The sequence below is a fragment of the Rhodococcus coprophilus NBRC 100603 genome (assembly GCF_001895045.1).
GTDB classification, from domain to species: Bacteria; Actinomycetota; Actinomycetes; order Mycobacteriales; family Mycobacteriaceae; genus Rhodococcus; species Rhodococcus coprophilus.
The window spans coordinates 229,562-244,558 of sequence record NZ_BDAM01000002.1 but is presented as its reverse complement, the minus strand read 5'-3'; the positions used below and the strand labels follow the sequence as shown (position 1 = coordinate 244,558).

Below are 14,997 nucleotides of genomic sequence, written 5' to 3'. Positions count from 1 at the left end.
GGCACGCGGACGGGTCGGGGCGTGGATGGCCCGGCCCCTCGCATCGTTCCACCTCGTGGTGACGATCGCGGTGCTGCTCACCGTGCTCGGCTTGGTGATGGTGCTGTCGTCGTCCAGTGTCGGGGCCGTGGTGTCCGTGGGTTCGGCCTACGGGTTGTTCACCTCCCAGGTGGTCTTCGCCGCGATCGGCATGGTGATCTTCTACATCGCCTTGCAGATACCGATCCGCGTGCTGCGCAAGTACTCGTTCGTCGCGTTCGCGGCGTCGGTCGTCGCGCTGGTACTCGTGCTCATTCCGGGTATCGGCACCCTCTCGCAGGGCACGCGAGGCTGGTTCGTCGTCTTCGGCGTCTCCCTGCAGCCGTCCGAGATCGCCAAGATCACGCTCGCACTGTGGGGCGCGCACCTCCTGGCATCGCGGCGGGGCGAGAACTCGACTCTCAAGGAGATGCTCGTCCCGCTGATCCCGGCCGCGCTGCTCGTCACCGGGCTGATCGTGCTGCAGCCCGACCTCGGTACGACGGTCTCGCTCGTCATCATCGTGCTTGCGCTGTTGTGGTTCGCGGGGTTGCCGCTCAAGCTGTACCTGGGAATGCTCGGCACGGCGGTCACGCTCGCCGCGATCCTCACGGTGACGGCGGGGTACCGCTCGCAACGCGTGCGTGCCTTCTTCAATCCCGGCGACGACCCCCAGGGCATCGGCTATCAGGCCCGGCAGGCCAAGTTCTCGCTGGCCGACGGCGGGCTGTGGGGTCGCGGGCTCGGCCAGAGCCGCGCGAAGTGGAACTACTTGCCGAACGCGCACAACGACTTCATCTTCGCGATCATCGGGGAGGAACTGGGCTTCCTCGGCGGCGCCGCGGTCATCGGGTTGTTCGGCCTGTTCGCCTTCGTCGGACTCCGTATCGCGATGCGGTCGGTCGACCCGTTCCTGCGGTTGTTCACCGCGACGGCGACCACCTGGATCATCGGACAGGCGTTCATCAACATCGGGTACGTCGTCGGTGTGCTTCCCGTGACGGGACTTCAGCTGCCGCTGGTGTCTGCGGGCGGCACCTCCACGGCCACGACCCTTCTCATGTTCGGCTTGATCGCGAATGCCGCCCGGCACGAACCGGAGGCGATCGCCGCGCTCCAGGCCGGTCAGGACGGCCGGTTCGCCCGCCTGCTGCGGTTGCGTCAGCCGGAGCCGTACCTGCCGCCCCGGGCCGGAACGCGTACCGTCACACCACGGGCACCGCAGCAGCGTCGCGGTGAGCCGCGGGGAGCGACCAGGGACGACCGCGGCCGTTCCTCCGGCGCAGGCACCCGTACGCGACGGGCACCCGCCCGGGTGGACGGTGCCCCGACGCGCAGGGCCCAGCCCGCGCGAGAACCGGGCCGTGCTGCCCGGCAGAAGACCACCCGCACGACACGCGGTACGAATGGACGAACCGGAGAGCGAGGGAATCGTAGGTGAGTGGGGAGAAGTCTGCCCTGTCCGTGGTGGTCGCCGGCGGTGGGACCGCCGGCCACATCGAACCGGCACTCGCCGTGGCCGATGCCGTCCGGGAACTCGTTCCCGACGCGAGGATCACCGCTCTCGGTACCGAGCGAGGTCTGGAGACGACGCTCGTGCCGCGGCGCGGCTACCCGCTCGAGCTGATCCCGCCGGTCCCGCTTCCCCGTAAACCCACGCTCGACCTGGCGAAACTTCCGGCCCGGGTGGTGGCGTCGGTGCGACGCACGCGCGAGATCCTCGACGAGGTCGACGCCGATGTAGTGGTCGGATTCGGTGGCTACGTCGCGTTGCCCGCTTATCTCGCTGCCGGCGCCGGGCCGTTCCGGAGACGCCGTCGCATCCCTGTCGTGGTGCACGAAGCCAACGCGAGCGCCGGCATCGCGAACAAGATCGGTGCGTTCCGGGCGGAGCGGGTCCTCGCGGCGGTTCCAGGATCGGGAATCGTGCGGCGCGGTGACGCGCAGATCGTGGGCATTCCCGTGCGGTCGTCGATCACCCGCCTCGACCGCCAGGCACTGCGTGCCGAGGCGCGCCGCCACTTCGGGCTTCCCGACGACGTGCCGGTGCTGCTCGTCTTCGGTGGATCGCAGGGCGCACGGTCGCTCAACGAGGCGGTCGTCGGTGCGTCCGGGGCTCTCGCCGACGCGGGGATCGCGGTGCTGCACGCGCACGGACCGAAGAACACCGTGAGTGTGCCGCCGCACCCCGGGCATGCGACCGCGCCGTACGTGACCGTGCCTTACCTCGAACGCATGGATCTCGCCTATTCGGCGGCAGACGCCGTCCTGTGCCGTTCCGGCGCGATGACCGTCGCGGAGGTGTCGGCCGTCGGATTGCCTGCCGTGTACGTGCCGCTTCCGCACGGAAACGGTGAACAGGAGCTGAACGCCCGTCCCGTCGCTTCCGCCGGGGGTGCGATGATTGTCGCCGACGCCGACCTCACGCCCGCGTACATCGCCGATACGGTGGTCCCGTTGTTGCGCGACCGTCAGCGAATCGAGGACATGGGCCGGCGTGCCGGCGCGGCCGGACATCGCAGTGCCGCGGCGGAAATGGCACGGATCGTGCTGGCCGTCGCCGGTACGGAACCGAACAGGAGCGAACGATGAGTGCGCAGTTGCCCGCAGAACTCGAGCGGGTGCACATGGTCGGGATCGGTGGTGCCGGCATGTCCGGTATCGCCCGCATCCTTCTGGCTCGGGGCGGTCAGGTCTCCGGGTCGGACGCCAAGGAAAGCCGCGGAGTGCTCGCCCTGCGCGCCCGGGGCGCGCAGGTCCGCATCGGACACGACGCCGGGGCCCTCGACCTGCTCGACGGCGGACCCACCGCGGTGGTCACCACGTTTGCCGCTATCCCGCAGAACAATCCCGAACTGGTCGCCGCCCGGCAACGCGGTATTCCGATCCTGTTGCGCCCCACCGTGCTCGCATCCTTGATGCGCGGCCACCGCACGTTCCTCGTCTCGGGTACGCACGGCAAGACCTCGACCACGTCGATGCTGGTCGTCGCGTTGCAGCACTGCGGGTTCGATCCGTCGTTCGCCGTGGGCGGTGAGCTCAACGAATCCGGGACCAATGCTCACCACGGCAGCGGGGACGTGTTCGTCGCCGAGGCCGACGAGAGCGACGGCTCGCTGCTGCAGTACGACCCCGACACGATCATCGTCACCAACATAGAGCCCGACCATCTCGACTACTTCGGCACTGCCGAGGCGTACACCCGGGTGTTCGACGACTTCGTCGCGCGTCTGCCCGAAAGCGGGCTGCTGGTGGTGTGTCTCGACGACCCGGGTTCCGCTGCGCTCGCCGAGCGAGTGGTCGCTCTCGGTCGCCGCGGCCTGCGCGTGCTCGGCTACGGAACATCCGACGTCATCGGCACCGATCCCGAATACCGCGGCGTGCCCGTCGGCGTGAGACTGCTCGACTGGGAAGCCAAGGACATCGGCGGTGTCGCCGAGTTCCACCTGGCCGGTGAGGACACACCGCGCACCGTGCGACTTTCGGTGCCGGGCCGGCACATGGCACTCAACGCGCTCGCGGCGCTGCTCGGCGCACTCGAAGCCGGAGCGCAGGTCGACGAGGCGATCGAGGGGCTCGCCGGATTCGGCGGGGTCCACCGCCGGTTCCAGTACACCGGCCGTGAACACGGCGTGCGCGTCTTCGACGACTACGCGCACCATCCCACCGAGGTCCGTGCAGTGCTGGCGGCCGCGGCCGAACTGGTCGCCGGCGAACCGCTGCGGTACACCGAATCGGGAACGGAACGGCCCCGCGTGATCGTGGTGTTCCAGCCCCACCTCTATTCGCGCACCGAGACTTTCGCCACCGAGTTCGGTGCGGCACTCGATCTGGCCGACGAGGTGGTCGTCCTCGACGTGTACGGCGCTCGTGAGGAACCGATTCCGGGTGTGAGCGGCGCGCTCGTGGCGCGGGCGGTGACCAAGCCCGTCCACTACCAGCCGGACCTGTCTGCGGTGCCCCGCCAGGTGGCGAACCTCAGCCGGCCCGGTGACATCGTGATCACCATGGGCGCAGGTGATGTCACCATGCTCGGCCGGCAGATTCTCGACGCGCTGCACGCCAGGCCCAGCCGGTTCCGCCCGGCCGGTTCCGGACCGGAGCCGGCCGGCTCGTGACGCCCACCTCCACCCGAACGCGGGACAGACGCGACCGCAACACCGCGCGACGGCCCTCCGGGCGCTCCGTGCGGGTACGGACGGTGTTCCTCGGGGCGGCCGTGGTCGCGACCCTCCTCGCCGCGATCGCGGTCGCCTGGTTCTCGCCGCTGCTGTCGGTCCGCACCATCGCCGTGGACGGGCTCGGTGCGGTGACCCGCGAGGAGGTGCTGGATGTGCTCGCGGTTTCGGAGGGCACACCGCTGCTTCAGGTAGACACCGCCGCGGCAGCGCAGCGCGTGGCTACCCTTCCCCGTGCCGTTTCCGTCCGCGTTCAGCGCGAGTATCCGTCGTCGTTGCGGGTCACCGTGACCGAACGCGTGGCGGTTCTGTACTTCGAGGCGACCGACGGAACCCACTCGGTCGACGTCGAGGGCGTCGATTTCGCTGTCGAACCCCCGCCGCTGCTGACCCCGCGCCTTGTCACCGCGACCCCCGGTACCGGCGATCCCGCGACCGTCGCGGCCGTGCAGGTGCTCGAGGCGCTGCCGCCCGAGGTCCGCGTACAGGTCGAGGCCGTGGAGGCCCGGTCGGACACGGACATCTCCCTGGTTCTGGTGGACGGCCGGGTCGTGGTGTGGGGCAGTGTGGAAAGATCGGAACGTAAGGCAGCGGTGATTCTTCCGTTGCTCACCCAGCCGGGGCAGCAGTTCGATGTCGCCAGCCCGGACCTCCCGACCGTGCGCTGAGAAAACCGGCGCGAAATTCGTGTGCTCTCTCCGGCGAGTCCACTAGCAAATCCCCGTCGCGGTGCCATAGCGTTTCGAACCAGTCGCGCACTTGACATCACCTTCAAGCTATGGTTGAGGGTTTTCACGGTGGCGACAACGATTGATCGAAGCGTGGCCCGAAAACCCAGGAAGGCGAGAGCCCATGACGCCCCCGCACAACTACCTCGCCGTAATCAAGGTCGTCGGTATCGGCGGTGGCGGCGTGAACGCGGTCAACCGCATGATCGAACAGGGACTCAAGGGAGTCGAGTTCATTGCCGTCAACACCGACGCGCAGGCTCTGCTCATGTCCGACGCCGACGTCAAGCTCGATGTCGGCCGTGAACTGACCCGTGGACTCGGCGCGGGCGCCGACCCCGAGGTGGGCCGGAAGGCCGCCGAAGACCACAAGGACGAGATCGAAGAGGTGCTCAAGGGCGCCGACATGGTCTTCGTCACCGCCGGCGAGGGTGGTGGCACCGGCACAGGCGGTGCGCCCGTCGTGGCCAGCATCGCCCGCAAGCTCGGTGCCCTGACCGTCGGCGTCGTCACGCGTCCGTTCTCGTTCGAGGGCAAGCGTCGTGGCAGCCAGGCCGACAACGGCATCCAGGCGCTCCGCGAGTCCTGCGACACGCTCATCGTGATCCCCAACGACCGGCTGCTCCAGCTCGGGGACGCCGCCGTGAGCCTCATGGATGCCTTCCGTTCCGCCGACGAGGTTCTCCTCAACGGCGTCCAGGGCATCACCGACCTGATCACCACGCCGGGTCTGATCAACGTCGACTTCGCCGACGTCAAGGGCGTCATGTCCGGCGCCGGGTCCGCGCTCATGGGTATCGGTTCGTCGCGCGGTGAGGGTCGTGCGATCAAGGCGGCCGAGGCCGCGATCAACTCCCCGCTCCTCGAAGCGTCGATGGAAGGCGCGCGCGGCGTGCTGCTGTCCATCGCCGGTGGATCCGACCTCGGCCTGTTCGAGATCAACGAGGCTGCTTCGCTCGTGCAGGAAGCCGCTCACATCGACGCCAACATCATCTTCGGCACCGTCATCGACGACTCGCTCGGAGACGAGGTGCGCGTCACGGTGATCGCAGCCGGGTTCGACGCAGGCACCCCGCCCGCGCGCCGGCCCGTCGAGTCCACGCAGTCGACGCAGACCTCCGGCACCCGCCCCGGGAGCATCGGTGCCGGGCGCGCCGGTGACCTCGGCCGGTCCGACCGCGAAACGGCAGACACGGCGACGGTGCGCGATTCCGGTCCCGCATCCGGTGGTGGACTTCCGCCCGCCTCCGGAGGCCAGCAGACGCGTCCCGTCGACGACGAGGACGACGGTGACGACGTCGACGTGCCTATCTTCATGCGCCGTTGAGCGATTCGCATACCGGGTTGCGTTCCCGCCGGGTCGTCACCACACGAGCCGGCGGGGTCTCGGCCCCGCCTTACGACAGCTTCAATCTCGCCGCTCACGTCGGTGACGACCCCGCCGCTGTCGCGGCGAACCGTCGCCGTCTGGCGTCGGCGATCGGGTTGCCCGAAGAACGACTCGTGTGGATGGAACAGATCCACAGTCGCAACGTGACGGTCGTGGACGGTCCGGTCGTGGGGGAGGTGCCCGCTACCGACGCCCTGGTGACGCGGGCAACCGATCTCGCACTGGTCGCGCTCAGCGCGGACTGCGTGTCGATCCTGCTCTCGGACGACGAAGCAGGCGTCGTCGCGGCAGTGCACGCCGGACGTGTCGGTGCCCGGATCGGGATCCTGCCGCGCGTGCTGGATGCCATGCGCGAACTCGGCGCGCGACCGGAACGCATTGGGGCACTGCTCGGCCCGGCGGCCAGCGGTGCACGCTACGAGGTTCCCGCCGCGATGCGTGACGACGTCGAGGCCCACCTTCCCGGTAGCGCGACCCGCACCGAGCGCGGTACACCGGGTCTCGACCTGCGTGCCGGCCTGCGGAGGCAGCTGGCGGAAAACGGGGTCACGTCGGTCGTCGAGGATCCCCGCTGCACGATCGAGGACCCGACGCTGTTCAGCCACCGCCGTAGTTCGCCCACGGGACGGTTCGCGTCGGTGATCTGGCTCGAGAACATCACCGCGGGCGGTGAGAAGGAGGACACCGCGTGAACGCGGCCGAACAATCCCGCCAGCATCGTCGTGCGGAACTTGCGGGCCGGTTGGTCGCGGTGCGCGAGCGCCTCGATGCCGCCGCCCGTGCGGCAGACCGCGAACCGTCGGATGTCGCACTGCTGGTGGTGACGAAGTACTTTCCGGTCACCGACGCGGTACTCCTGTACGAACTCGGGTGCCGCGCGTTCGGTGAATCCCGCGAACAGGAAGCCGCGGCGAAGATCGCGCAGTTCCGGGAAACGGTGCCGGGCGAGGTCGAGTGGCACATGATCGGCCGGCTCCAGCGGAACAAAGCCCGCGCCGTCGCGCGGTGGGCGCACACGGTGCACTCGGTCGACAGCCTCAGGCTCGCGTCCGCACTCGCCAAAGGCGTTGCCGCAGCTCAGGATTCGGGGGAGCGATCGACGCCGATCCGGGTGCTTCTGCAGGTCAGCCTCGACGGTGACCGTGAGCGCGGGGGTGTCGTCGCCGACGAACTCGGTTCTCTCGCAGACGCCGTCGCCTCCGCCCCCGAACTCGAACTCGGGGGACTGATGGGTGTCCCGCCGCTCGGGTGGGAACCGGACGCGGCGTTCGCTCGGCTGGCCGGACTCCACACGAGTCTGCTCGCCGAACACCCCGGCGCAACAGAACTCTCGGCGGGCATGTCGGGTGATCTTGAACACGCTGTGAGGTGGGGATCTACCTGCGTGCGTGTCGGAACGGCAGTTCTGGGTACCCGGCCGATAGCCTGATGGGAACCGCCGCGCGAGGGAAGGGCGATCGAATGAGCACGCTCCACAAGTTCAAGGCCTACTTCGGGATGGTGCCGCTCGAGGATTACGAGGACGACTACCTCGACGATCCGTCGAGTGCGCGTCGTGAGCGGGATCGCGACTACGGCGAACCGGACTACTCCTCGTATGCACCGTCGCATCGCGACGAATACCCGCCGGTTCGGCGGGAAGAGAGCGTCCGCGAGTTCGCGGACGACGACTTCGATCACTACGACCCGCCCGCGCGGACTCCGCGCGTGGAGCCGATCACCGCGCGTGCGCCCCGGCCCGTGGCTCCGGCCCGCGTGCCGGTGCGGTCGTCGCTGGGCGCCGAGACCCGAATCGACCGCGCGGAGCCCCGCCGCGGCGCCCTGTTCGACGAAGGCGGACCGTTGTCGAAGATCACCACCCTGCGTCCCCGCGACTACGGGGAGGCGCGCACGATCGGTGAGCGCTTCCGCGACGGGACGCCGGTGATCATGGATCTGGTGGAGATGAGCAACGCCGACGCGAAGCGACTCGTCGACTTCGCGGCGGGCCTGGCCTTCGCGTTGCGTGGTTCGTTCGACAAGGTCGCGACCAAAGTGTTCCTTCTCTCTCCCGCCGATATCGACGTCTCTGCCGAAGAACGCAAGCGCATCGCCGAAACCGGCTTCTACAACCAGCAGTAACTGCGCGCGAGTCTCCTCCCTCGCGACTCGCGGACACGCCCGGCCATGATGCAGGTCACTGCAGGCCGGGCGTTTCGGTTTGGCTAGGCGCTATTCGTCGGGCATTGTGGAAACGTGGCCGTATTCGAGGTGCTCTGGTTCCTGCTCTTCATCTTCTGGCTTCTGCTGATCGGGCGGATCATCGTCGAGTTCATCAGGACCTTCGCGCGGGACTGGAAGCCCTCGGGGTTCGTCGTGGTGATACTCGAGGCGATTTTCACGGTCACCGATCCACCGGTGAAGTTGTTGCGGCGGTTGATCCCACCGCTCAATCTCGGCGGTGTCCGACTCGACCTTTCGATCATGGTCCTGCTGTTCATCGTGTACTTCCTGATGGCCTTCCTGCCGCGCGGCGGGGTCGTATGACGCGCCGACTCGGCGCGGCCACGAGGCTCGCGACGACCGCGATGTGCCAGAATGGAATGCCAGATACAGTGGGTTTTGATACGCGTGACGCACTGTCGATATCACCGAACGCCTGCTTGACCGCTTATTTGACGCGTGAAGGGACCCTTCCATGCCGCTGACACCAGCTGATGTGCACAATGTCGCGTTCAGCAAGCCCCCTATCGGGAAGCGCGGGTACAACGAGGACGAGGTCGACGCATTCCTCGACCTCGTCGAGCAGGAATTGACCTCCCTGATCGAGGAGAACGCCGACCTGCGTCAGCGTGTGGCCGAACTCGACCAAGAACTGGCCGAAGCCAAGAAGGCTCCGCGGTCGACCTCGTCGAACCAGGTTGCACAGCCCGCCAAGCCCGAGCCCGTGCGCGCCGTGGAGACTCCGAAGCCCGAGCCGGCACCCACGCCCGCCCCCGTGGCGGCCGCAGCGCCGACGACCGGCGACGCGAGCATGCAGGCAGCCAAGGTGCTGGGGCTCGCGCAGGAGATGGCCGACCGTCTCACCGGCGACGCCAAGAACGAGGCCGAAGAGCTGGTCCGCAACGCCCGGACGAACTCCGAGCAACTCGTCTCCGACGCCCGGACGCGGAGCGAGGCGATGATCGCCGACGCGCGCCAGAAGTCCGACGCGATGCTCTCCGATGCGCGCACCCGGTCCGAGACGCAGCTGCGTCAGGCGAAGGAGAAGGCCGACGCTCTGCAGGCCGACGCCGAGAAGAAGCACACCGAGATCATGGCGACGATCAACCAGCAGCGTTCCGTGCTGGAAGGACGCATCGAGCAGCTCAAGACGTTCGAGCGCGAGTACCGGGTGCGCCTGAAGTCGTACCTCGAATCGCAGCTCGAGGAACTCGAACAGCGTGGGTCCGCGGTCCCGGTCGACGGCGGCCAGGACGCGTTCAACCAGTCCAACTCGTCGTCGTTCGGTTCCTCGTCCTTCGCGAAGGGCGCCAACTGACCGGGTTGTTCTGCAATCGGTGAAGTCCCGAAGCTGAGAGGAGCGTCGTGCTGGTCGTGACGCTGATGCTCGCGGCAATCGGATTCGGTCTTCTCGTCATCGCGCTGATCACCGGTTCGGTGGCGTGGGCCTGGGGCTGCATCGCGGTGTGCGTGATCGGAGCAGTGCTCCTGCTGGCGAGCGCACTCGGCGCGCGTAACGCCCCGGCCGGAGAGGGCGCGACACGCACGACCCGCTCGTCGAAAAAGCGTAAGCAGTCCCGGGAAGACCGGGATTCCTCGGACGGCTGATCACTCCCTACAATGGAAAAAGCAAGACTCGCAACATGAGGCAAGATCCCCGCGCAGCGGGGCGGCGTCGATCCGGCCATCACCGGGGAGCCTTCGGAAGAACAGCGGTGCGCCATGCGGTGCGTCGCTTAGTAGAACCGAACGGGAGGGCCCGTCACAGCCCGGAGAACGAGTGGCCCGTTCCGTACGGAACGGCGCAAGCGGGGTGGTACCGCGGTGACCGTGCGCAGTGCACGGTGATCGTCCCCGTGCCGAACATCCAGGCACGGAGGTATCTACGCTGTGATCGAGAAAAACACCGCACCGGATCACACCTCGGACGCCGCAGCCGGCGCCGGTTACCCGCGAGTCGACTACGGGCTCCCGCGCGATTCGGGCGTCGACTTCCCGGACCTCGAGGAGCGTGTCCTCGCGCACTGGGCGAAGGACGACACGTTCCGGGCCTCGCTCACCAACCGCGAGGGTGCCGAGGACTTCGTCTTCTACGACGGTCCGCCCTTCGCTAACGGCCTGCCGCACTACGGCCATCTGCTCACCGGGTACGTCAAGGACCTCGTGCCGCGATTCCAGACGATGCGTGGCAAAAGGGTCGACCGTCGTTTCGGCTGGGACTGCCACGGCCTTCCGGCCGAACTCGAAGCCGAGAAGCAGCTCGGCATCACAGACAAGTCGCAGATCGACACGATGGGTCTGGCCGAGTTCAACGCCTACTGCAAGCAGTCGGTCTTGCGGTACACGGGGGAGTGGCGCGACTACGTCACCCGGCAGGCCCGCTGGGTCGATTTCGACAACGACTACAAGACCCTGGACCTGGACTTCATGGAATCGGTCATGTGGGCGTTCAAGTCGCTGTACGACAAGGGCCTGATCTACCAGGGTTTCCGTGTGCTGCCCTACAGCTGGTACGAGCAGACACCCCTGTCCAACCAGGAGACGCGGCTCGACGACGCCTACAAGATGCGTCAGGACCCTGCCGTCACCGTGGACATGGTGCTGCACGCACCGGGCACCGAGCTGGACGGCGCGAACGCGCTGATCTGGACCACGACGCCGTGGACGCTGCCGTCCAACCTCGCGATCGCGGTGCACCCGGACATCACCTACGTCGCGGTGCGGACCGGCGAGGGCGACGACGCGAAAACCTATCTGCTGGCGAAGGACCGGCTCGGCCACTACAGCCGTGAGTTCGGCGACGAGCCGCTGGTTCTCGCCGAGTACGCCGGGTCGGATCTCGTCGGTCTCGCGTACGAGCCGCCGTTCGATTTCTTCGTCGGCCGCGACAACGCGCACCACGTCATCGCCGCGGATTACGTCACTACCGATTCCGGTACCGGAATCGTCCACCTCGCACCGGCTTTCGGTGAAGAGGACATGGAGTACTGCCAGCGCAACGGCATCGAGCTGGTGCAGCCGCTCGACCCGGGCGGCAAGTTCACCTCGATGGTGCCGCCGTACGAGGGACTGCAGGTCTTCGACGCCAACCCGGTGATCATCAAGGACCTCAAGGCGGCCGGAAAGCTGCTGCGCCACGAGACGATCGAGCACTCGTACCCGCATTCGTGGCGTTCCGGTCAGCCGCTGATCTACATGGCTGTCCCGTCGTGGTTCGTCGCCGTCACCCAGTTCCGCGACCGCATGGTCGAGTTGAACAAGCAGATCACCTGGGTGCCCGAACACATCCGCGACGGCCAGTTCGGCAAATGGCTCGAGGGCGCACGCGACTGGAACATCAGCCGGAACCGCTACTGGGGCAGCCCGATCCCGGTCTGGGTGTCGGACAACCCGGAGTATCCGCGTGTGGACGTCTACGGTTCGCTCGACGAACTCGAGCGTGACTTCGGCGTGCGGCCCGATGATCTGCACCGGCCCATGATCGACATGCTCACCCGGCCCAATCCGGACGACCCGACCGGCGCGTCGACGATGCGACGGGTCCCCGAGGTGCTCGACTGCTGGTTCGAGTCGGGCTCGATGCCGTTCGCGCAGGTGCACTACCCGTTCGAGAACACCGACTGGTTCGACTCGCACTTCCCGGGCGACTTCATCGTCGAGTACAACGGGCAGACGCGCGGGTGGTTCTACACCCTGCACGTCCTGGCGACCGCGCTCTTCGACCGTCCGGCGTTCAAAACCGTTGCTGCCCACGGCATCGTCCTCGGTGAGGACGGCTTGAAGATGAGCAAATCGAAGGGCAACTACCCCGACGTCAATGAGGTCTTCTCCCGCGACGGCTCCGACGCCATGCGGTGGTTCCTCATGTCGTCGCCCATCCTGCGCGGTGGCAACCTGGTCGTCACCGAACAGGGCATCCGTGAAGGTGTGCGGCAGGCACTGCTGCCGTTGTGGAACGCCTGGAGTTTCCTCCAGCTCTACGCCTCGACGCCGGGCACGTGGCGGACCGACTCGACGAACGTGCTCGACCGGTACATCCTCGCCAAGCTCGCCGAGACCCGCGACGTCATCACCGACGCGCTCGAGGCCGTGGACATCGCAGGCGCCTGCGACGAGCTGCGCACGTTCTGCGACGCCCTCACCAACTGGTACGTGCGACGTTCGCGCACCCGGTTCTGGGACGAGGACCGCGACGCGATCGACACGCTCCACACGGTTCTCGAAGTGGTGACCCGGCTTGCGGCACCGCTTCTTCCGCTGGCCACCGAGGTGATCTGGCGGGGACTGACCGGGGAACGCTCGGTGCATCTCGCCGACTGGCCCACCGCGGACGAACTGCCCGCCGACCCGGAGCTCGTCACCGCGATGGACGAGGTGCGGGGTGCGTGCTCGACGGTGCTGTCGCTGCGTAAGGCACAGCACCTGCGGGTGCGGTTGCCGCTTCCGCTGGTCACGGTGGCGACACCCGGTTCGGCGCACCTCGAGCCGTTCGTGGACCTGATCAAGGACGAGGTGAACGTCAAGCAGGTCGTGCTGACCGACGATGTGGAAGCGCACGGCCGTTTCGAGGTCGTCGTCAACGCACGGGTCGCCGGTCCGCGGCTCGGCAAGGACGTGCAGAAGGTCATCAAGGCCGTCAAGGCCGGCGATTGGACCGAGTCCGAGGACGGCATCGTCACCGCGGCCGGGATCGAGCTGCTGCCCGAGGAGTACACGCGCAGGCTCGTCGCGGCGGAACCGGAATCCACTGCGGCACTGCCGGGCGGCAACGGGCTCGTCGTCCTCGACACGAATGTGACGGAGGAACTCGAAGCGGAAGGCTGGGCCAAGGACCGCATCCGCGAGTTGCAGGACGCTCGCCGGAACCTCGGTCTCGACGTGTCGGACCGTATCTCGGTGCAGTTCGAGGTGCCCGCCGAGCGCGCCGAATGGGCTGCCCGGCATCGGGATCTGATCGCCGGCGAAGTGCTCGCCACGACATTCGAACTCGGCACCGCCGGAGCCGACCCGATCGACCTGGGTGAAGGAGCCCGCGCGTCGATCACCAAGGCGTGAGCGCAGGCGGGCGGGGAACGAGCGCGTCGGTGCGAGCCTCTAACCTGGAGACATGCCCGCCTCCGTGAGTCGGCGCTGGGTTCTGCACCTGGACCTCGACGCGTTCTTCGCGTCCGCCGAGCAACTGACCCGGCCGACCCTGCGGGGTCGGCCGGTGCTCGTCGGCGGACTCGGTGCCCGCGGCGTCGTGGCCGGGGCGAGTTACGAAGCGCGCGTCTACGGGGCCGGATCCGCCATGCCGATGAGCCGCGCGCGCCGGCTCATCGGGGCGTCGGCGGTGGTACTGCCACCGCGGGGCGTCGTCTACCACCACCTCAGTTCGGTGGTGTTCGAGACGCTGCGCGCGCACGTACCCATCCTCGAGACGCTCTCTCTCGACGAAGCGTTCGCCGAACCCACCGAACTCGCCGGAGCGTCCGCCGACGAGGTCGAACGATTCTGCACCCGGCTGCGCGAGCACGTCCGCGAGCGCACCGGCCTGGTGGCGTCGATCGGGGCGGGCTCCGGGAAGCAGATCGCCAAGATCGGGTCGGGACTCGCCAAACCCGACGGCCTTCTCGTCGTGCGCCCGGACGAGGAACTGTCGCTGCTGCACGGTCTTCCGGTGCGCAAGCTGTGGGGGATCGGGCCGGTCTCGGAGGAGCGGCTGCGCAAACTCGGAATCGAAACCATCGGTAACCTCGCGGAACTGCCCGTCGCAGAGGCGGCGTCCATCCTCGGGCCCACCGTGGGCCCCGGGTTGCACCGGCTCGCGAACGGGCACGACGACCGGCCCGTCGCCGAGCGGGCGGAGTCCAAACAGATCAGTGCCGAAACAACCTACGCCACCGACATCGTGGCGCTCCCGGACCTCAGGCGCGCAATATCGGCGAGCGCACTGGCTGCCCACAGCCGGCTGTGCAAGGACGGTCGCGCGGCCCGCACGGTGGTGCTCAAGCTGCGGAAAGCCGACATGTCCGTGCTCACACGGTCGTCGACGCTGTCGTATGCCACCGAAGATCTGCACGTGCTCACCACCGCCGCACAGCGATTGAGTCTCGATCCGCTCGACATCGGCCCGATCCGTCTCGTCGGGGTCGGGTACGCGGGGCTGTCCGCGTCGGCGCAGGACACACTGTTCCCGGAACTCGACCGGATGGAGAGCGACCCGTCGGAACCGACATCGGACGACGAGCAGCAACCGGCGAACTTGCCCGTGCCTGCGGACCGATGGCGTCCGGGCACCGACGTGTTCCACCCCCGATATGGGCACGGCTGGGTCCAGGGCGCCGGCCACGGTGTCGTGACCGTGCGATTCGAGACCCGATCGACAGGACCGGGACCTGCTCGTACACTCGCCGAAGGCGATTCGGAACTCGAAGCCGCCGACCCGCTCGCGAGCTTGAACTGACACGGGTTCTCGCTACGCTGATGGAGTTCTTACTAC

At 67.8% G+C, this 14,997-nt stretch carries 13 protein-coding genes; all 13 read left to right on the top strand.

The window, feature by feature from the left end:
• Nucleotides 1–25: 25 nt before the first annotated feature.
• The 13 genes from ftsW to RDCOP1_RS05450 all read left to right on the top strand — a co-directional run bounded on the left by ftsW (nt 26) and on the right by RDCOP1_RS05450 (nt 14,961).
• Nucleotides 26–1,459, top strand: coding sequence for a putative lipid II flippase FtsW (ftsW, locus tag RDCOP1_RS05510; protein WP_072699182.1), 1,434 nt, complete (start codon nt 26–28; stop codon nt 1,457–1,459).
• On the top strand, nt 1,456–2,610 hold the full coding sequence (gene murG / locus RDCOP1_RS05505) for an undecaprenyldiphospho-muramoylpentapeptide beta-N-acetylglucosaminyltransferase (protein WP_072699108.1): 1,155 nt from the start codon (nt 1,456–1,458) through the stop codon (nt 2,608–2,610). The genes ftsW and murG overlap by 4 nt, the downstream gene beginning before the upstream one ends.
• The gene (murC, locus tag RDCOP1_RS05500) at nt 2,607–4,136 is read left to right on the top strand and encodes a UDP-N-acetylmuramate--L-alanine ligase (protein WP_072699107.1); all 1,530 of its coding nucleotides are present in this window, start codon (nt 2,607–2,609) and stop codon (nt 4,134–4,136) included. Before murG ends, murC begins: the two co-directional genes overlap by 4 nt.
• A 68-nt stretch (nt 4,137–4,204) precedes the next feature.
• Entirely contained in the window at nt 4,205–4,864 is a 660-nt protein-coding gene (locus RDCOP1_RS05495; RefSeq protein ID WP_072699106.1) for a cell division protein FtsQ/DivIB, read from the top strand.
• A gap of 184 nt (nt 4,865–5,048) precedes the next feature.
• Nucleotides 5,049–6,251: a cell division protein FtsZ gene (ftsZ, locus tag RDCOP1_RS05490; RefSeq protein ID WP_072699105.1), complete on the top strand. Its 1,203-nt coding sequence runs from the start codon at nt 5,049–5,051 to the stop codon at nt 6,249–6,251.
• On the top strand, nt 6,248–7,006 hold the full coding sequence (gene pgeF, locus RDCOP1_RS05485; protein ID WP_072699104.1) for a peptidoglycan editing factor PgeF: 759 nt from the start codon (nt 6,248–6,250) through the stop codon (nt 7,004–7,006). Before ftsZ ends, pgeF begins: the two co-directional genes overlap by 4 nt.
• Nucleotides 7,003–7,743, top strand: a complete 741-nt coding sequence (locus RDCOP1_RS05480; protein ID WP_072699103.1) for a YggS family pyridoxal phosphate-dependent enzyme — start codon at nt 7,003–7,005, stop codon at nt 7,741–7,743. The genes pgeF and RDCOP1_RS05480 overlap by 4 nt, the downstream gene beginning before the upstream one ends.
• A gap of 32 nt (nt 7,744–7,775) precedes the next feature.
• Complete coding sequence (locus RDCOP1_RS05475) at nt 7,776–8,435, top strand: cell division protein SepF (RefSeq protein ID WP_072699181.1); 660 nt, start codon at nt 7,776–7,778, stop codon at nt 8,433–8,435.
• Between the two features lie 114 nt (nt 8,436–8,549).
• The gene (locus RDCOP1_RS05470) at nt 8,550–8,840 is read left to right on the top strand and encodes a YggT family protein (protein ID WP_072699102.1); all 291 of its coding nucleotides are present in this window, start codon (nt 8,550–8,552) and stop codon (nt 8,838–8,840) included.
• Nucleotides 8,841–8,991: 151 nt separating this feature from the next.
• Nucleotides 8,992–9,834, top strand: a complete 843-nt coding sequence (gene wag31 / locus RDCOP1_RS05465; protein WP_072699101.1) for a DivIVA-like cell division protein Wag31 — start codon at nt 8,992–8,994, stop codon at nt 9,832–9,834.
• Nucleotides 9,835–9,881: 47 nt separating this feature from the next.
• Nucleotides 9,882–10,124 (top strand): hypothetical protein, encoded by a 243-nt coding sequence (locus RDCOP1_RS05460; RefSeq protein ID WP_072699100.1) that lies wholly within the window; start codon nt 9,882–9,884, stop codon nt 10,122–10,124.
• Between the two features lie 285 nt (nt 10,125–10,409).
• The gene (gene ileS / locus RDCOP1_RS05455) at nt 10,410–13,571 is read left to right on the top strand and encodes an isoleucine--tRNA ligase (protein WP_371836805.1); all 3,162 of its coding nucleotides are present in this window, start codon (nt 10,410–10,412) and stop codon (nt 13,569–13,571) included.
• 52 nt (nt 13,572–13,623) lie between these two features.
• A complete protein-coding gene (locus RDCOP1_RS05450; protein ID WP_072699098.1) occupies nt 13,624–14,961 on the top strand; it encodes a DNA polymerase IV in 1,338 nt (445 codons plus the stop codon).
• Nucleotides 14,962–14,997 lie beyond the last annotated feature (36 nt).